The following is an 18,109-nucleotide window of genomic DNA, read 5'->3' as shown; positions in this document are numbered from 1 at the left end:
CAGCCGTAGCGAGAGTGCAACATGGAGGCATGGACTCGACCGCCGCGCTTCCGCAGCCGCAGTACGCCACTCACGACGTCACCAACCAGCCGCCGCCGCTCGCCCCGTACGACGCCTCCGACGACCCGGCCCTCCTCGAGGGGCTGCGCCGGGAGGGCGCCGAGTGGGCCGAGCAGGGGATCCGGCGGCTCGGGGTGCGGGCCGGAAGCGCGCAGGCTCAGGAGTGGGGCGAGCTGGCCAACCGGCACGAGCCGGAGCTGCGCAGCCACGACCGGTACGGCAACCGGATCGACGAGGTCGACTTCCACCCCAGCTGGCACCACCTGATGCGGACGGCCGTGGCCGAGGGGCTGGCCGGGGCGGCCTGGGCGGACGACCGGCCGGGCGCCCATGTCGCGCGGACGGCCGGCGGGCTGGTGTGGGGGCACACCGAGTCCGGCCACGGTTGCCCCACCTCGATGACCTATGCGGCGGTCCCCGCGCTGCGCGCCACACCCGAGCTGGCCAAGGTGTACGAACCGCTGCTGACCAGCCGGGAGTACGACCCGGAACTGCGCGTGCCGACCGAGAAGCCGGGCCTGCTCGCAGGCATGGGGATGACCGAGAAGCAGGGCGGTTCGGACGTACGGACCAACACCACGGCCGCCACCCCCACCGCCGAGCCGGGCGTCTACACCCTGCGCGGGCACAAGTGGTTCACCTCGGCGCCGATGTGCGACGTCTTCCTGGTGCTGGCGCAGGCACCGGGCGGCCTGTCGTGCTTCCTCGTGCCGCGGGTGCTGCCCGACGGCAGCCGTAACACCTTCCGTATCCAGCGGCTCAAGGACAAGCTCGGCAACCGGTCGAACGCGTCCTCCGAGCCGGAGTTCGACTCCACCGTGGCCTGGCTGGTCGGGCCCGAGGGGCGGGGTGTGAAGACCATCATCGAGATGGTCAACTGCACCCGGCTGGACTGTGTGATGAACTCGGCGACCCTGATGCGCAAGACGCTCGTGGAGGCCGGTCATCATGTGCGCCACCGCAGCGCGTTCGGCGCGCGGCTCGTCGACCAGCCGCTGATGCGCAACGTTCTGGCCGACCTGGCGCTGGAGTCGGAGGCCGCGACCACGCTCACGCTGCGACTGGCCGGCGCCGCCGACCGCGCGGTGCGCGGCGACGAGCAGGAGCGGGCCTTCCGGCGGATCGCGACCGCCGTCGGCAAGTACTGGGTCACCAAGCGCGGCCCCGCCTTCACCGCGGAGGCCCTGGAGTGCCTGGGCGGCAACGGCTACGTCGAGGACTCCGGTATGCCCCGCCACTACCGCGAGGCACCCCTGCTGTCGATCTGGGAGGGCTCCGGCAACGTCAACGCGCTCGACGTGCTGCGGGCGCTCGCCCGTGAACCCGGCGCCGCCGACGCCCTGTTCGGGGAACTCGCCCACGCGCGCGGGGCGGACGCCCGGCTGGATGCCACCGTGACCCGGCTGAAGACGGAATTGGCGGAAACCGATCAGGCGGGCGCCCGCCGGCTGGTCGAGCGGATGGCACTCGCTCTCCAGGCCTCCCTGCTGGTCCGGTACGCCCCGACCGCCGTCGCGGACGCCTTCTGCGCGACCCGGATCGGCGGCGACTGGGGGTACGCGTTCGGCACGCTGCCCGCCGGGGCCGGGCTCGACGCGATCCTGGAGCGGGCGCTGCCTGGCGGGAACTGACCCCTCCACGCAGTGTCGTTGGCCGGTGGCCGTCGACGGATCGCCCACAGTCGTCGCCCGATTCCGCATTGTTGTCAGTGCCGTGGTGCAGACTCCTGATCAGGTGGTACTCGCCCGGGGAGGACAACGTGTTCACGGGGATCGACGAGGTCGACTGGGCCTCGCTGCGGCACGCGTACGGCAGCGCGGAGGACGTACCCGGTCTGCTGCGCGCACTGGCCTCGCCGGACGCGGCCGAACGGGAGGTCGCGCTCGACGGGATGTACGGCTCGGTGCACCACAAGGGGAACGTGTACGACTCGACGCTCGCCTGCGTGCCGTTCCTCTTCGCGCTCGCTTCCCGCGCGGAGGTGCGGGAGCGGGGCGCCATAGTCGAACTGCTGGTCAGCATCGGGGCGGAGAGCGCCGGCCCGTCGGCCCAGGCCGCGGTGCGCGCGGGCGCCGAGGCCTTCGTGCCGCTGGCCGACGACCCGTGCCCCGGGGTACGGCGGGCGGCCGCGGCCGCGCTGGTCCGGTTCCTGGACGAACCCGCGCGGGTGCTGGAGCTGCTGCACCGGCGGATCACGGTGGAGCGCGACGAACAGGTGCTGCCCGCCCTGACCGCGGCCCTCGGCCTGTTCGTACGGCGCCATCCCGCCGACGCGGCCGGGGCGGTGGAGCTGCTGGCCGCGCAGAGCCGGCCGCCGCACCCCCCGGGGATGCGGCTCGCCGCGCTCGGCCAGCTGGCCCTCGGCGCGCCGGAGCGGCTGCCCGCCGACCTGGTGCCGACGGCGGTCCGGCTGCTGAGGGAGCGGTCCGAGCGGCGGGCCACGGATCTGGACCGGCGGGAGCCGGACACGCTGGTCGGCCGGATACGGCGGCTGCGGCCGTCGGACGAGGAGGGTTCGTACCTGCTGCGCACCCTCCACCGGGCGCTGGACGACCGGGTGGCCGACCGGATCGCCCTGCTCGTGGGCCAGTTGGGCAGCCCGGACGCGATGGACCGGTGCAACGCGGTGCGGATGTCGGCCGGGCTGTTCCGGGAGTGGCGGGCGGACTTCGGCGCGCCCGTCTCGTTGATCGGCGGCCAACTGGGCTGCCAGGAGGATCAGTTGCGTGACGCGGCCGTCTCGGTGCTCGCGGAGCTGTTCGAGCTGGCCGCGCCCGCCGCCGACGAGCTGCACGCGCTGGTGATCGCGCGACCCGACCTGTGGGTGCGCACGTGGGAGCGCGGCAGACCCGCGCTGGGCGGACCGCTCAAGGCGCTGGCCAGAAGCGGTGATCCGCGCGCGGTCCCGGTCCTGGCCCAGTTACTGGCGGGCCCGGCGGCTCCCGCCGGGCTGGGCTTCGAGGTGGTCCGGCTGGGCCCGGCCGCGGCTCCGCTCGCCCCCGCGCTGCGGCACCGGCTGGGCCGGCTACCGCTGGACTCGCCCGAGGCCGCCGAGCTGGCGGCTCCCCTGCTGGCGGCGCTCACCGCCCTCAAGGATCCGGCAGCGGTACCGGAGGTGCTGCGGCTGCTGCGCGGCGCACCGGACGGACTCGGGGCGCGGGAAGCCCTGGTCGGGCAGGCGGTGCGGGCACTGGACGCCCTGGGTACGGCGGCCCGGGCGGCGGCGCCGGTCCTGCGCGGGCTCCTCGGCACCCGGCACGCGGCCCTGGCGGCGGGGGCCCTGTGGGCGGCGGAGGGCGACGCGGGCGCCGTACTCCCCGCGCTGCTGCGGGAGTTGACGCACGGTCGCAGCCGCAGCGCGCGGACGGCGGCCGAGCAGCTGGGGCGGCTCGGGCCCGCCGCCCGGGAGGCGCTGCCCGCGCTGCGCGGGCTGGCCGGATCGGGCCGGGTGTGGGAACGGACCGCGGCGGCGCAGGCCTGGTGGCGGATCGACGGGGATCCGGATCCGGTACTCCCGGTGCTGCGGGCCGCCTGGGCGGAGAATCCGTACGCCCGCGGTGCGATCGCCGAGTGCCTGGCGGAGCTGGGCCCGGCGGGCGCACCGCTGCGCGACCTGCTGACGGCCGAACTCGCCGCCGCCCGACGGCACACGGTCCGGCCGGGCGGGTACGGCAGCCACGACATCGCCCGGGACGAGCGGCTGCTCGCCAACTGCCGGACGGCGCTGGCGAGTCAGTGACCTCGAAGCCCGCCGGAGCGGGCGCCGGCTCAGCCGATCGTCCGGCCCCATTGCGGCCCGAGTCGCGACCACTCCGCGTCCCAGCGGTCCATCCGCCGCCGCTCCAGCCGGCCGCGCACCACGAGCCCGGCGACGAAGGGGACGGCGGCCGTGCTCAGCCCGACCAGACCGCCGATCAGCGCGGACCGGAGGTGCGCCTCGGACGCGGTGGCGGGCCGGGTGACCAGATGCCCCTGGGGGTCCGTCCAGACGGTGACCGGGGTGCCGACCTTGCTGCCGGCCGGGACCCGCGACTGGCCGGTGTGCGCGGAGCCGTCGTCGACGGTCCAGCCCACCCTTGCCCAGACCCGTTCGCCGCCGGAGGACTCGGACTTCGGCCCGGAACCTCCTGGAGCCTTGTCCATGACATGGGCCACGACCGGGTGCCATTCGGCGCGCTCACGGGCCAGGCCGTCCTCGACCGACCGGGCCGCCGCGAGCCCGCCGAGCACCCCGGCCAGCAAGGTGAACAGCCAGGTGCCGAGCAGCACCCAGGCCTCCAGTGTGTCGGCGCGACGCTTCAGCGGGTTGCGCCGCCAGCGCCACAACCAGACCTTCGGACCACGGAACGCCTTCAAAGGCATCCTCCTCACGCGCGCACGGACAGCCCGGACCGCCCTCCCATACGGGAGAGGCCGCCCCGTTGCTCACGGCGAACCTCCGATTCGACGGTCGCACGACTGAGCCCGCTCGCGCAGGCGTCTCCCGGAACGAGTCCCGGCACCTTGTTCGGCCGGGCCCGGACGCCGGCTCCGACCTGTGCCGACGAACCGGGCTGGGCGATGCCCGCTTCACCTCTGGTCTCGTGGCGTGCCGTGGCCTTCGGGACGCATGGCCGGTCACCGGTCGGAGGGCGGGGCGGAGAGACCGAGGACCTTGTCCGCGATCTTTGTTCGTTTTCCGTGACGCTCCCGGGAGAGCGTGCCGCTGTTGCAGTAGGTGACAGAATCGGCTCGGTCTGTCGGTCCGATGCAGTCCGGAATGGTCAGAATCATCGTCGTGCCGCGGTCCAACTGGCGTGCCACTGTCACCGGTTGGGCGCCCACGGCCACCCACCGCTCGCCGTCCAGTCGCCAGAGCGTCGAGGGGCGGTGAGGACGCATCTTGTCGTCCTCCGAGTCCCCGCTGCTGTCGCATGTCCAGGAGGAAATGGTGGCGTACAGGTGTTGGTCGGGACCCCACCACAAGTCGTGCACCTCGATGCCGCCGGTAACAGCGGGAATGTAGCCGGGCGGCAGGGCCGCCGACTGATCGGTGCCGTGCACCTCGCCGTCGGGACCGAGGAGGACGACGGGGAAGGAAGCGGCGCACTCGCCGGGATTCTGTCTCACCCCGACGGCGATGCGCTCCTGGCCGTCGATGGTTGCGACGGCTGTGGGCATGTAGGCGTTGGAGTCGAAGCGTGGGTAGGAGGTCGTGGTCCCTGTGCCTGCCGCGCCTTTGAGCTCGTGCAGGCGCAGTTCCATGCCTGGCTCTCCGCCGGACATGACGTATTCGCCGGTGAGCAGATGAGTGCGAGTGCCGCCCAGGAGCAGGTTCTGCCAGGTGCCGTCGCTGTCGGACGCGGGGGCGATACGGGTGCCGTGATCCGCTGGGTCGCCGACGTCATAGCGGACGGCCAGGGTTGCGCGGGCCTCGTCGTCCCACCGCAGGGCGACCACGTCGTGGTCACCGACCGGGGCAAGCTCGTCGCAGTGGGGGCAGGGCCGTCTCCGCACCTCGCCCGTCTGGGCGTTCAGGGTGATGAGTTGGACCCTGTCGGACTGGTCGAGGAGCGCGGCGTCGGAGAGGAGAGCGACCCAGCGGCCGTCATGGGTCCAGACGACAACGTTCTTCGCCGAGTCGGTCGGGTCGAAGACCCGGGAGACGCGGACCGGTGGGCGCTCACCCCGCACCAGCACGAATTCCCTCGCGGTGGTGTAGGCGTACACCTCGCCGAGCGGAGTCTGCCCCTTCGAGGCGGACGGGTCGGCGGCCGCGCCCCGGTCATCGCCCGGCGATGCTCCCGTCACCCGCACCACTATGAGGGTCGCCGCCACGGCAACGACCACGGCCAGTACGGCCAGGGCCACCAGTCGGCGCAGAGTGATCCCCTGTCCCCCGGACCGCCCGGTCATGGGGCCGCTCCCTTCGTCATCGCGGATCCCGGCTCGACGCTGTGCCAGCCGTCCTCTCCCTCCTCGTACGCGGCCCGGTATCCGGAGGGTGGCCGGCTGCCCGGGACGGCCGCAGCGGTCAGGGTGAAGGGCTTGCCCTGCCGGTCGATCTGCTGAGTGAGGACACCCTTCGCGGTGGCCACCACCAGTTCCAAGGTGAACGAGCAGCGGTGGCGCTTGCTGGTGACACCGATACTCAGCGTCTCCCGTTCCCCTGGCTCAAGGGTCAGAGTCCGTTCCTTGAAGTAGTCCCGCCCCGTCCACGTCAGTCCCGCGCCGGTACGGGCCCGTAGCTGTGCCTGGGGTTCGGTGGCATCGAGATCAAGACCGAGCGGGACCGTGTCGCCGCTGCCCTGCGTGTACCCCGTGAAGAAGGTGCCGTCCAGCGGTGGCCCGCACTTCTTGTGCACGTTGACGTCAGTGATCTGGACTTGTTCGGCAGCATTGCCCCGCAGCGCCAGGGTGATGGTGGCGGACTCCAGTACCGTCCCTCCGTTGCGGTCATACCAAGAGCTGAACGCGGCCGAGTTCGCCGCCACGTCGGAGCCGAACTTCCGCAGTTCGGTCGGGGACATGTGCAGCGCGTCCGGGAGGGCGAAGTCTCCACCAGCCAGGTCGCTGGCCGGCCCGGTGACGGACGTGACCAGTACCGGCGGCGCGTCGGAAGGCGCCGGGCGGGGCCGGGTATCCGCCGGCGGCTGGGCCACCGTGTGGCCGTGGTCCGCCTCGCGGCTCTGCCACCACATGGTGCCGCCGACAGCGAGTCCAACGACCGTCACCAGGCAGACCAGCGTGGTCCTCAGACCGACGGTACGACCGGCTGCGCCATGGACGATGAGGGTGTGGGCCGAGCCGACAGCCATTCCTTGATGCGAGGCGTGCACGTCGCCGTGTGATCGGGCGGGCGCCTCCGCGGACCTTGAGGACGGTTGGTCGGGGGCGTTACCTGCGTGGGCACTGTCGGCGGCCGGTTCGGCTAGCCCTGAGGCCGAACCGGCGGAGGAGGGGGGTTGAAGGTGACGTTCCCGTTGATCGTGCCGGAGGCGAGCGACCCGTGCTCGGCACGGATCCGCACGTCCCCTTGGGCGTTCACGTCACCGCTGCGGGCCCGGGGCGCCGCCGCCTCCTGCGCGACCAACCGGCGCAGATCTCGTACCGCGCCCTCCCGGTCGGGCTCGTCGAGCCGCACGAGCGCGGCAACGACTCGGTCCCGCCAGGCTGACCGATACCGTTCGAAATCCGCCTCGGTCGGTGCACCGGAGGCAAGCAACTCGGCCGCACTGGCATCGAGTGCCGCAAGCACGCCTTCCTCACGACCGGCGTCGCCCCGACCGAACCAACGTCCCAGGCCGGCGCGCAGCCCTGCCCAGGCGTCGGTGCCGGCGGCGGTGGCGACTGCGGCGCCCGTAGCCGAGGCGAGCGCCAGTAGTTCATCCGACAGCATGATGTCCCCGCTTCCCCCACTTTCAGCTGCTGGACTGCATTCTTAGCGATAACGCGGGGCACGCGCACCAAAACCGTCCAAGGTCTGCCCGATCAGTGAAAATGCAGGCCCTTTCTACGTCGCCACGCAAAATGACCGGGACGGGCGTCAGTCGTCCTCGCACGGGTTCCGTGCGGGCGGTCGGGCTCCGTCGACGCCGGTGACGCACCAACCGCCTGGTCGACATCCGGTCGACCTCGACCTCCGTCCCGTCCAGGCAGCCGGTGGGCCCGTAGCCTCGGGCGAGGGCGTGGGCGTCGCCGACGAAGCGGCATTCCCGCGGCTCTTCACGGACCGGCTTCCAGCCACAGCAGCCGTGCTGCTCAACGCCCGGTCCCAGTCCCAACCCACTGGCGTGATGCCCGGACTCCCCCGCCTCCGGCGGCATTCACGGGCGGCAGACCGAGGTGCGCCTGCTGCTCGACTTCATGCGGCCGGCCCGGGACGACCGCAACGACCAGCCGGGCGTACCTGTCATGGCGCTGGCCGGAACGGCGGGCGTCGGCAAGAGCGCCCTGGCGCTCCACGCCGCGGCCGAAGCCGTCGCACGGAACTGGTTCGGCGGCGGCGTCCTCTTCGTCAACCTGCACGGTCGCTGTCGGCACGACAAGAGACTCGGTCGCTGCGACCGTCGCGTCCTACGGCAGTTGCCAGTTCACCGGCTGTCCCCCCTGCTGGATCAGCAGGTCGTTGGCCCGGCTGAACGGGCGGGAGCCGAAGAAGCCGCGGTCCGCCGACATCGGAGACGGATGAGCAGACTCAATCGCCGGCAGATCCCCCAGCAACGGCCGCAGATTCCGCGCGTCACGGCCCCACAGAACGGAGACCAGCGGCTTGCCGCGCGCGGCCAGCGCCCGGATCGCCTGCTCGGTGACCTCCTCCCAGCCCTTGCCCCGGTGCGCACCCGGACTGCGCGGCGCCGTCGTCAACGCCCTGTTCAACAGCAACACCCCCTGCTGCGTCCACGGCGTCAGATCACCGTTCGACGGCCTGGGCAGCCCCAAGTCGGAGTGCATCTCCCGGAAGATGTTCTCCAGGCTTCCCGGCAGTGAACGCACCTCAGGCGCCACCGCGAAACTCAACCCGATGGCCATCCCCGGCGTGGGATAGGGATCCTGGCCGACGATCAGGACACGCACGTCATCGAACGGCTGCTGGAACGCACGCAGGACATTCGCCCCGGACGGGAGATACGTCCGGCCGGCCGCTATCTCAGCCCGCAGGAAATCCCCCATCACAGCGATCCGTTCGGCCACAGGATCCAGAGCCTTCGCCCAGCCTGCCTCTACAAGTTCGTGCAAGGGTCGTCGTGCCACAGCGCGTCACCTTACTGGCACACGCCCAGAGCTCGCACACACGCCGAAGTCCCCGCGCACAGACGCCCCACGCACCGCTACTCTTCCCCCCTCAGCAAGGTCACCGAGGCGGTCCAGCAGCTCCCGCGGCCGGTCACCGGAAAGGAGGGGAACCCGTGGCAACCAGTGATCAACCCATTCCGCCATGGTCATCAGGCCTCGCCGGCGTCTCTCCGCCGATACACGGGTCCCGGAACCCCCGCACACGACGCCCGCAATCTCCGTCCGCTGCTCGGCCAATTGCCGGCGGTGGAGTCCGCGCGCCCCTCGCCCATGTCGGCGGACCGCGGTTTCCTCGGCTCCCGCCCGTTCAGCCGGGCCAACGACCTGCTGATCCAGCAGGGGGGACAGCCGGTGGACTGGCGTCTGCCGTGAGGCGCCTGCCGTGAGCGCAGGGAGCGGCGAGGCCCCGGACTCGGACGATCTCGCCGTCGGGCCTTGCGACTTCGGTGACTCAGGGGGCCCGGAAGGCTTCGGCGACTCAGGAGGCTCGGGGGACTTCGAGGGTTCCGGTCGTGCGGGAGGCTTCGGGGGCACCGAGGGCTTCGGCTCCGGCTTTCTCGCCGTCGACTCCGGTGGTTCCGGGCTGCGAGCCGTCGTAGGCGTGCCGGGGCGGGAGCCGTCAGTGCCGCGGGAGTCCCGGGAGCCGGTGCGGACGGGCCCGCGAGGCCTCGACCCCGGGCATCTGCTGGAGCAACTCCTGCCCATGGCACGGGCGTTGATCGGCGAGTACGGCCTGGACGGGGTGACGACGGTGGTCGTCGGCGCCGCCGGACTGGCCAGTCTCGGGGACGCCCTGCGGGCCGATCTGCCGGACGCGCTGGCCCGCGAGCTCGGCGTGCGGACGGTCGCCCTGGCCGCCGACGCGGTGACGGCGTACGTCGGCGCCCTGGGCCCGCACCCGGGCGCGGTGGTCGCCGCCGGCACGGGGCTGATCGCGATCGGCACGGATCTGGCCGGGTGGCGTCGGGCGGACGGCTGGGGGCATCTGCTGGGCGACTGCGGCGGTGGCGCCTGGATCGGCCGGGCGGGCCTGGAGGCGGCGCTGCGCGCCTTCGACGGGCGGGACGGCGGCTCGGCCGCGCTGCTGGCCTGCGCCGAGGAGCGGTTCGGGCCCCCGGCCGGGCTGCCCGGACAGCTCTATCCGCGCGCCGACCGGCCCGCCGTACTGGCCTCCTTCGCCCCGCGGGTCGCGGACTGCGCCGCCCATGACCCGGTCGCGGCCGGGATCCTGCGCGCGGCGGCCCGGCACATGGCGGAGTCGGCCGCCGCCGTCTGTCCCACGGCCGGTGCGCCCCGAGTCGCCCTCACCGGCGGCCTGTCCCAGCTGGGCGACCCGCTTCTGGTACCGCTGGCCGAGGAGTTGGCGAGGCTCCTGCCGCGGGCCCGGCAGGTTCCGGCGGAGGGCGGCCCGCTGCACGGAGCGGTACGCGTCGCGAGTGACCTGATCACCGGGCGGCTCACTCTGCCGGGTGATGAAAAGCTGCTCTCCGTAGTACATACAAAAAGGGATTGATCCCACTGGGACACGAAGTGTCCGACAGTTGACGGGATCACCTCCGAATCATGCGTAACTCATCAGACAAAACCGGACGGATACCGCTCACCTGCACCCTCCCCGAACAGGGGAGCCCAATAAGCCAGTAACATGCGTCGCCATGAGCTCCCCCACTGGGCCCGCGTCCGGCCTGCCAGTACGAATGCCGCGACCTCGCCAGCCCGGGCGGCACCGCCGACCCGAGCCGCTGGTGGCTCCCGAGGACGCGCCCGCGCTCGTCCTCGCGGTGCCGGGTACGCCCAGCGCGGTCACGCGCTCCCTCGCCGAGGAGGTCGTGAGCATCGCCCGCTCCGAGCTGCCCGGCCTGGACGCCCGGATCGGGTACCTGGACGGGGACGACGCGGAGTTCCCCACCCTCCAGTCCGTGCTCGCCCGTGCCGCCGAGGAGCGCGCCGCCCGCTACGAGCAGGCCGTCGCCGCCGGTGTCGAGGGCGTCAAGATGCCCGACGGCCCGGTCGCGGTCGTCGTGCCGCTGCTGGCCGGCCCGGACAGCGCGCTGCTGCGCCAGGTCCGCCAGGCCGTCATGGAGAGCCGGGTCGCCGCCGACCTGACCGACGTCCTCGGCCCGCACCCGCTGCTCGCGGAGGCGCTGCACGTGCGCCTCTCGGAGGCCGGTCTGGCCCGCGCCGACCGCGCCCGCCTGTTCACCGTGGCCACGGCCGCCGACGGCATCATCCTCGCCTCCGTGGGCGGCGAGGAGGCCGTGCAGGCCGCCGGGATCACCGGCATGCTGCTCGCCGCGCGTCTGGCCGTGCCGGTGATGGCCGCGGCGCTGGACCAGGAGGGTTCGATCTCCTCCATCGCCGAGCAGCTGCGGGCGTCGGGTTCGCAGCAGCTGGCGCTGGCGCCGTATCTGATCGGTCCCGAGATCGACGGGGGCCTGCTGACGGCGGCCGCCGAGGAGGCGGGGTGCGCCACGGCCGAGCCGCTGGGTCCGTATCCGGCGATCGGCAAGCTGGCGCTGGCCAAGTACACGACGGCGCTGGGGATCGCTCCGCAGCAGCCGCAGGGTGCGCCGGTTCGCTGACGCATCCGCAATCCAGACGGGGCCCCTTTCCGAAGAGGGCCCCGTCGGCTGTTCTCGGGGTTGTGCGGTCGACCCCCGGCTGCGTGGGGGCGGCGTCAGTCGAAAACGACGCAGGAGGCCGCCGGGACCTCCACCGAGCCGTCGTAGCGCGGCAGGCCGGTCTCCTGGTCCACGGTGAACCAGGTGATGTTCCCGGAACGCTCATTGGCGGCGTACAGGAAGCCCCCGGACTCCGTGAGTGCCCGGGGCCAGTGACCCCCGCAGGGAACCGTCCCCGTCAGGTGCAGGCTGTCCCCGTCGACCGCGAACGTCGTCAGGACGTCCTCACCCCGGGTCGCCGTCCAGACGAAGCGGCCGTCGGGCGACACGACGATGCCGGACGGGTAGGCGTCGCCGGCCGGGGCGCCGGGCAGTACCGGGGTCTCCGCCAGGGGCTTCAGGGCGCCGGTACCGGCATCCCAGCGGCAGACCGTGACGGTCGGGGTGAGTTCGTTGACCACGTAGGCGTACCGGCCGCCGGGGTGGAAGGCCAGGTGGCGCGGGCCGGAGCCGGGGCGCAGGGCGAACTCGCGGTGGACGGCGAGGGTGCCGTCGTTCAGGGTGCACACCCGGACCGAGTCGGTGCCGAGATCGACGCTGACCGCCCAGCGGCCGCTGGGGTCCGGCTGCACCTGGTGGGCGTGCGGGCCACGCTGACGGCGCTCGTGCGGGCCCGAGCCGGTGTGCCGGAGCACCCCGGAGGCGGCGCCTGCGAGGGTGCCGTCGGGGCGGACGGGGACGGCGCTGACACTGCCGGAGCCGTAGTTGGCGGTCAGGACGTGACCGTCGAAGACGCTGAGGTGGGTGGGGCCGCTGGCGTCGACCGGGACCGGCGGTCCGGCGAGCCGTGGCTTGTCGTCGTGGACGTGGTACGCGGCCACCGCGCCGTCGGCGGTCTCGCTGACCGCGTACAGGGTGTGTCCGCCGGGCGCGAGCGCGAGAAACGACGGGTCGGGGACGCCGTCGACGCCCTCCAGGAGGGCCAGGGCACCGCTGTGCGGATGGACCGCCGCCGTGACGACCCCGGGGCCGCCCGCCGCCGTGAACGATCCGATGAACGCCCTCCGCCGCCTGCCGCCGTCTGCCACCGGTGTCCCCTCTCGGTCTTCTCGGTTCTCGCTACGAGCCGGTACGAGTCAGTACGAGCCAGTCCGGGGCCGACGGTAGCAGTTTGCGGTCTAGACCAAGACGTCCGGGGCGGCGCGTCTCAGGCGCCGACCAGGGGTGAGCCCGAGGGGGCACGCAACGGCTCGGCGAGTTCGGCCAGTGCGCGCTCCAGGCCGTGCAGATGGGCGAGGGCGGGCTCGGTGGGCGGTTCGGCGGGGCCGGTGCTGTGCGCGGAGCCCTGGGTGAGCGCCGCCACGGCCGCCTCGACGCGCCAGCAGGCGGCGGCCAGCCGGGCGTCGTGGGAGGCCTCGGGGTCGGCGGCGACGGCGACCAGGCCGCGGATCTCCCGGGCGCAGTCGTCCAGCAGGGCGAGGACCCGGCGGGCGCGGCGCCTGCGGCCGGGCATCGGGGTGAGCGGATGGACCAGGGGCGCGACCGAGAGCCGTACCCGGCCGAGCAGCTGCTCCAGTTCGGCCACCCGGGGTGCCGGATCGGCGGTGGCGGATCCGGCGAGCCGGGCGGCGGCCTCGGCCGTGCAGGCGTGGACGCAGCGCAGGGCGCGCTGGATCCAGGCGTCGGTGATGAGGTGGGTGGTGACCGGCAGCACGAACAGCACGGCGAGCCCGGCGCCGAGGGCGCCCACCGCGGTCTCGGTGAGCCGGAGCGCCAGCAGGCCGGGGGTGAGGACGCCGAGGAGGCCGTAGAGGAGCTCGGCGAGCAAGGTCACCCAGAGCATCATCCAGGTGTAGGAGACGGCGGCCGAGTAGAAGATGCCGAAGACGGCGACCGCGACCAGCACGGCGGTGGGGACGGGGGCGCCGTGCACCGGGACGGCGACGAGCAGGCCGAGCGCGATGCCGAGGACCGTGCCGAGGACCCGGCGAAAGCCCCGGACCAGGGTCTCGCCGCGCGAGGCGGTGTTGACGAAGATCCACCAGGTGGCGCCGACCGCCCAGTACCAGCGCTGGCCCGACACCGCCTGACCAGCGACCAGCGCGAACCCCGCGCCCGCGGTGGCCTGGACCGCCTGCCGGGTGGTCACCCGGGCCAGGCCGCTGCCGGCGGGTGGGGCGGGTGCCGGCGCCGGGGGCAGGCGGCGCTCGTAGCACCACAGGCCGAAGCGGACGGCGGCCGCGCCGAGCACGGCGAGCAGCACGGCGGCGTACAGCTCGGGCAGCTGTCCGGGCGTGGCGTGCAGGAACTGGGCCACGAAGTAGGTCATGAAGGCGAACACGCCGAGGCTGTGGCCGCGCGGCCCCCAGCGGCGCGCGTACACGCCCGCGCCGACCACGGCGAGGAAGACCAGGTCCCGTGCGACGGGCACGTCGTGCAGTTCGGCCGCGGCGGCCAGCACGGGGAGGCCCACGGCCGGCAGCAGCGCGGTGGTGACGGCCTGCCCGCGCACGGTGGCGTCGGCGACCGTGAACAGGGCGAGCAGCGCGGCGAGCCCGCCGGTGACGGCGCCCGTGAGGGAGTGCCCGGCAGCCCCGCACAGCACGACGGCGAGGCCGATGCCCAGCACGGCCCGGGCGGCGAAGCGCAGCCGCACCCGCCCCGGGTCCGGAGCCGTGAACACCCTCTTCAGCACTGCTTTCCCTCCCATGGACAGCACAGAAACGGCGCCGCGTGGACGGCACGGAAGCCGCGTGGACGGCACAGAAATGGCGCCGCGGGGATCCGCAGCGCCATCGACACCCCCATGAGAGCATCGTCGGGGCGACCGGCTCAAGTGTTCCCGATATGACTGAGCCATCGGTCCACTTCCACCGCACGAGGCTGGCCACCCAGGGCACCAATGGCCCAGCTCAGCCGGAACCGACTGTGAGCCATTGGTACAGTCGCACACCATGACCGTGGACGAGCTCGACACCCGCATCCTGCGCCTGCTGCTGGCGCAGCCGCGCACCAGCGTGCGCGAGTACGCCCGGATCCTCGGTGTCGCCCGGGGCACCCTCCAGGCCCGCCTGGACCGGCTGGAGCGGGACGGTGTGATCACCGGCAGCGGCCCCTCCCTCTCCCCCGCCGCCCTCGGCCACCCGGTGCTGGCCTTCGTGCACATCGAGGTCACCCAGGGCCACCTCGACGACGTGGGGGACGCGCTGGCCGCGGTGCCGGAGATCGTGGAGGCGTTCTCGATCACGGGCGGCGGGGACCTGCTGACCCGGGTGGTGGCGCGGGACAACGCGCACCTGGAGGACGTGATCCAGAAGCTGATCAGCCTGCCGGGCGTGGTACGCACCCGCACGGAGGTGGCCCTGCGCGAACGCGTCCCGTACCGCCTGCTGCCACTGGTGGAGTCGATCGGCCGGACGGCACGCGCGTAGCGGCATCCGTGACCTGAACTCCTGCTGCCTGTCCGTACCGTTGTCGCCCCCGCCTCCGAAGGGCAGCACGCTCACGGTCGGCGGCCGCTCACCGAAACCGACCCGGACGGACCAGCACCGCCAGCCGTTCGCTCCGCCGGTCGTGCGACATCTGCGATGACTGCATAGCGTGGCGGCATGACCACGACCTGGGCAAAGCCGCAGCGACCGGCCACCGAGGACCGGCGGTGGCGGGCGCTCGGGGTGTGTCTGGCGGCCGGCTTCATCTCGCTGCTCGACACCTCCATCGTGAACGTGGCACTGCCCTCGATCGAGCACGGGCTCGGCGCGACCGAGGCCGCCCAGTCCTGGGTGGTCTCGGGCTACGCGCTGACCTTCGGGCTGGCGCTCGTACCGGCCGGCCGGCTCGGGGACATGCGCGGGCGGCGCCAGGCCTTCCTCTTCGGGCTGGCCGCGTTCACGGTGGCGTCGGCGGCCTGCGGGCTCGCCGCGAGCCCCGACTGGCTGGTGGTCTTCCGGCTGATCCAGGGCGCGGCGGCGGGCATGGTGGCCCCACAGACCTCGGGTCTGATCCAGCAGATGTTCCAGGGCACCGAGCGGGCCAAGGCCTTCGGGCTGCTCGGCAGTGTCATCGGCGTCTCGACGGCGGTCGGTCCGCTCGCGGGCGGTCTGATCATCGACGCGGCCGGTACCGGCGACGGCTGGCGCTGGGTGTTCTTCGTCAACCTGCCCATCGGGGTGGCCGCGTTGGCCGCCGGACTGCGGCTGCTGCCCCGGTTCCCCGCCTCGCCCGGCCGACGGGAGGAGTTCGACCCCGTCGGGGTGGTGCTCCTCGGTGCCGGGGTGCTCGCGCTGATGCTGCCGCTGGTGCAGGAGCAGCAGTGGACCGGGCGGCTGAAGTGGGCGCTGGTGCCGGTGGGCGGAGCGCTGCTGGGCCTGTTCTGGGTGTGGGAACGGCGGCAGGGACGGCTCGGACGGGCACCCCTGGTCGATCTGGACCTGTTCTCGCTGCGGTCCTTCACCCGCGGCGCGCTGATCAGCCTGACCTACTTCGCGGGCTTCACCACGGTCTTCTTCGTCCTCGCCCTGTTCCTGCAGAACGCCGCCGGATACAGCGCGCTGGCCTCCGGGCTCACGGTGCTGCCGTTCGCGATCTCCTCGGCGGTCGGTGCCGCCCTCGGGGGCCGGCTGGTGGTGCGGCACGGGCGCAAACTGGTCGTCATCGGCCTCAGCGGGGTGGCGGTGGGGCTGCTCGGGATCGCCGCGGTGGCGTGGCTGGTGCCGTTGGAGGACCTGGGATGGGCCGCGGCGGTGCCGATGATCATCGGCGGGATCGGCTCCGGTATCACGGTCTCCCCCAACACGACGCTCACGCTCACCCTCGTCCCGGTGAAGCGGGCCGGCGCGGCCGGCGGGGTGCTGCAGACCGGCCAGCGCGTCGGCTCGGCGGCCGGCATCGCCGTGGTGGGCTCCGTGTACTTCGCCCACCTCGCGAACCGCGGCTCGGCCACCGAGGCGCTCCAGTTGGGCCTGCTCACGTCCGTCGGGTTCATCCTGGTGGCGCTGTGCCTGGCGGTCGCCGACATGCGCGATCGGTCCAGGGCGCCAGAGTTCGACTGAGCCAGAGTTCGACTGAGCCGGAGTTCGACTGAGCCGGAGGGCGACTGAGCCCAGGGTGCCCCGGGCCGGGAGCTTGGACCTGAGGCCTGTGACCTGGACCTGAGGCCTGTGATCTGGGCCTGAGGCTTATGACCTGGACCTGAGGCTACGACCGGCGGCGGGGCTTGCCGCGTTTCGCGGGCTTGGCGGACTGGGTGCGCTTGGCTCCGCCGGCCCCGGCCCGGCCCGGTGCGCCACGGCCCGCCGCGGTCGCCTTCTGTGGCCGTTTCGGCTGCGTCCGCCCGCCCTGGGATCCCTGCGGCGCCTGTTCGGCCTGGCGGCCGCGCGTGCTGTTGACCGTGCGGCCGCGGACGATGCCGATGAAGTCCTCGACCAGGTCCGTGGTGGCCTCCTCGGGCCAGGACAGGGCGACGGTCGACTGGGGGGCGTCGGTGAGCGGCCGGTAGGTGAGGTCCCGGCGGTGGTACAGCCGGGCCAGCGACTGCGGGACGACCAGCAGGCCGACACCGGCGGCGACCAGTTCGACGGCGTCCTCGGTGGTGGCCGGGCGCTCGAAGGCGGGCTCGCCGGGCGGTGCGTCCCAGTCGAAGACGTCGTCCAGGGGGTGGAAGAGGACCTCGTCGGCGAGGTCGGCGACGGTGACCTCCTCGGCCGCCGTGATCACGTGGTCCTTGGGTACGACGACCACCGAGGCCTCGGTGTAGAGGGGGATCGCGCTGAAGAACGTACGGTCCACCGGGAGCCGTACGAGACCCGCGTCCGCGTCCCCCGCGCGCAGCATGTCGGACGCCTCGGCGGCCGTGACCTGGTGGAGGCCGAGGGGGATGTCGGGCAGGCGCTCCTGCCAGATCCGTACCCATTTGGCGGGCGTCACGCCCGGGACGTACGCGAGCCGGAACGACGGTGTTTCCTCCGAGCCTGTCACTTGGCCAGGTTAACCGGCCGGGGGCGGCAGCCCCGCATCGGCCGAAGCCGGCGGCCCCGCGTCGACGATGCCGACCGCCCCGCGTCGACGGTGCCGGCCGCCCGCGCAGCCGTGGTCGGCGGTTACCTACCCGGCCGATACCCTTGACCTCATGAGTTCGCACCAGACCACCCAGACGATGAAGCCCGCGACCGCGGCGAAGAAGCTGGGTGTGTACCTGCCCGCCACGCCCGCCGCTTTCCAGGAGGGCGTCGTCTCGCGCGCCGAGCTGACCGAACTCCAGGCCGACCCGCCCGAGTGGCTGCGCGAGCTGCGGGCCAACGGGCCGCACCCGCGTCCGGTGGTCGCGGAGCGGCTGGGCGTGTCCATCGCGGGGCTGGCGCGCGGCGGGGTGACCGAGGCGCTCACCACCGAGCAGATCGAGGAGCTCAAGCGCGAGCTGCCCGAGTGGCTGGCGAAGGAGCGCGCCACCCAGGCGGAGGTCCGCAAGGAGGGCGCACGGCTGAAGAACCTGAAGCGCGAGAAGGAGGCGGGGCAGGGCTGACGTCCCCGCCCGACTGACTTCCGCACGGCCCCGGGGCCGGCGGCGCCGCCCGGGCCCGGGCCGGGCCCCGATCCCACCGGGGCCCGGACCCCGATCGGGAGAGCGGGGGGGGGGGAAAGAGGGGGTGAAGCCC

The 18,109-nt window shown here is 73.2% G+C and carries 15 protein-coding genes and 1 pseudogene; 8 read left to right on the top strand and 8 right to left on the bottom strand.

The features are described 5' to 3' along the window. Positions 1-29 precede the first annotated feature (29 nt). Together ABZ642_RS34330 and ABZ642_RS34325 are read left to right on the top strand one after the other, a co-directional pair. On the top strand, positions 30-1,691 hold the full coding sequence (locus ABZ642_RS34330; protein WP_360491288.1) for an acyl-CoA dehydrogenase family protein: 1,662 nt from the start codon (positions 30-32) through the stop codon (positions 1,689-1,691). Positions 1,692-1,819: 128 nt separating this feature from the next. Next, entirely contained in the window at positions 1,820-3,799 is a 1,980-nt protein-coding gene (locus ABZ642_RS34325; RefSeq protein ID WP_360491285.1) for a HEAT repeat domain-containing protein, read from the top strand. Positions 3,800-3,828: 29 nt separating this feature from the next. On the opposite strand, the gene ABZ642_RS34320 is transcribed toward ABZ642_RS34325, so the two are convergent. The 5 genes from ABZ642_RS34320 to ABZ642_RS34300 all read right to left on the bottom strand — a co-directional run bounded on the left by ABZ642_RS34320 (position 3,829) and on the right by ABZ642_RS34300 (position 8,793). Beyond that, entirely contained in the window at positions 3,829-4,422 is a 594-nt protein-coding gene (locus ABZ642_RS34320; RefSeq protein ID WP_360491282.1) for a hypothetical protein, read from the bottom strand. A 255-nt stretch (positions 4,423-4,677) separates the two neighbouring features. Then, positions 4,678-5,955: a hypothetical protein gene (locus tag ABZ642_RS34315; protein WP_360491279.1), complete on the bottom strand. Its 1,278-nt coding sequence runs from the start codon at positions 5,953-5,955 to the stop codon at positions 4,678-4,680. After that, on the bottom strand, positions 5,952-6,857 hold the full coding sequence (locus ABZ642_RS34310; protein ID WP_360491276.1) for a hypothetical protein: 906 nt from the start codon (positions 6,855-6,857) through the stop codon (positions 5,952-5,954). Before ABZ642_RS34310 ends, ABZ642_RS34315 begins: the two co-directional genes overlap by 4 nt. A gap of 113 nt (positions 6,858-6,970) precedes the next feature. After that, the gene (locus ABZ642_RS34305; protein ID WP_360491273.1) at positions 6,971-7,438 is read right to left on the bottom strand and encodes a hypothetical protein; all 468 of its coding nucleotides are present in this window, start codon (positions 7,436-7,438) and stop codon (positions 6,971-6,973) included. 677 nt (positions 7,439-8,115) lie between these two features. Next, positions 8,116-8,793 carry a uracil-DNA glycosylase gene (locus ABZ642_RS34300; RefSeq protein WP_360491270.1) on the bottom strand — a complete coding sequence of 226 codons (678 nt, stop codon included), beginning with the start codon at positions 8,791-8,793 and terminating at the stop codon, positions 8,116-8,118. Between the two features lie 246 nt (positions 8,794-9,039). On the opposite strand from ABZ642_RS34300, the pseudogene ABZ642_RS34295 reads away from it, so the two are divergent. From ABZ642_RS34295 to ABZ642_RS34285, 3 genes and pseudogenes are all read left to right on the top strand, one after another. After that, positions 9,040-9,207: pseudogene (locus tag ABZ642_RS34295) on the top strand (uracil-DNA glycosylase); the annotation flags it as partial. A 211-nt stretch (positions 9,208-9,418) separates the two neighbouring features. Then, complete coding sequence (locus tag ABZ642_RS34290) at positions 9,419-10,348, top strand: BadF/BadG/BcrA/BcrD ATPase family protein (protein ID WP_360491661.1); 930 nt, start codon at positions 9,419-9,421, stop codon at positions 10,346-10,348. Between the two features lie 142 nt (positions 10,349-10,490). After that, positions 10,491-11,417 carry a hypothetical protein gene (locus ABZ642_RS34285; RefSeq protein ID WP_360491267.1) on the top strand — a complete coding sequence of 309 codons (927 nt, stop codon included), beginning with the start codon at positions 10,491-10,493 and terminating at the stop codon, positions 11,415-11,417. A 95-nt stretch (positions 11,418-11,512) separates the two neighbouring features. Here ABZ642_RS34285 and ABZ642_RS34280 read toward each other — a convergent pair whose 3' ends face one another. Continuing rightward, positions 11,513-12,544 carry a lactonase family protein gene (locus ABZ642_RS34280; protein WP_360491264.1) on the bottom strand — a complete coding sequence of 344 codons (1,032 nt, stop codon included), beginning with the start codon at positions 12,542-12,544 and terminating at the stop codon, positions 11,513-11,515. Between the two features lie 119 nt (positions 12,545-12,663). Next, positions 12,664-14,151: an FUSC family protein gene (locus ABZ642_RS34275; protein ID WP_360491658.1), complete on the bottom strand. Its 1,488-nt coding sequence runs from the start codon at positions 14,149-14,151 to the stop codon at positions 12,664-12,666. A gap of 259 nt (positions 14,152-14,410) precedes the next feature. On the opposite strand from ABZ642_RS34275, the gene ABZ642_RS34270 reads away from it, so the two are divergent. Continuing rightward, positions 14,411-14,887 carry an Lrp/AsnC family transcriptional regulator gene (locus tag ABZ642_RS34270; RefSeq protein ID WP_360491261.1) on the top strand — a complete coding sequence of 159 codons (477 nt, stop codon included), beginning with the start codon at positions 14,411-14,413 and terminating at the stop codon, positions 14,885-14,887. 177 nt (positions 14,888-15,064) lie between these two features. Then, complete coding sequence (locus ABZ642_RS34265; protein WP_360491258.1) at positions 15,065-16,507, top strand: MFS transporter; 1,443 nt, start codon at positions 15,065-15,067, stop codon at positions 16,505-16,507. 145 nt (positions 16,508-16,652) lie between these two features. Here the strand turns inward: ABZ642_RS34265 and ABZ642_RS34260 are convergent, their stop codons facing one another. Beyond that, positions 16,653-17,432, bottom strand: coding sequence for a LysR family substrate-binding domain-containing protein (locus ABZ642_RS34260; RefSeq protein WP_360491255.1), 780 nt, complete (start codon positions 17,430-17,432; stop codon positions 16,653-16,655). 151 nt (positions 17,433-17,583) lie between these two features. Between ABZ642_RS34260 and ABZ642_RS34255 the strand changes: the two genes are divergently transcribed. Further along, the gene (locus ABZ642_RS34255; protein ID WP_360491252.1) at positions 17,584-17,976 is read left to right on the top strand and encodes a DUF5997 family protein; all 393 of its coding nucleotides are present in this window, start codon (positions 17,584-17,586) and stop codon (positions 17,974-17,976) included. The last annotated feature ends 133 nt before the right edge of the window (positions 17,977-18,109 follow it).

The organism is Streptomyces sp. NPDC007157, from assembly GCF_040634235.1.
GTDB lineage: Bacteria > Actinomycetota > Actinomycetes > Streptomycetales > Streptomycetaceae > Streptomyces.
The sequence above is the reverse complement of the archived record's forward strand: the minus strand, read 5'-3'. Positions and strand labels throughout refer to the sequence as shown.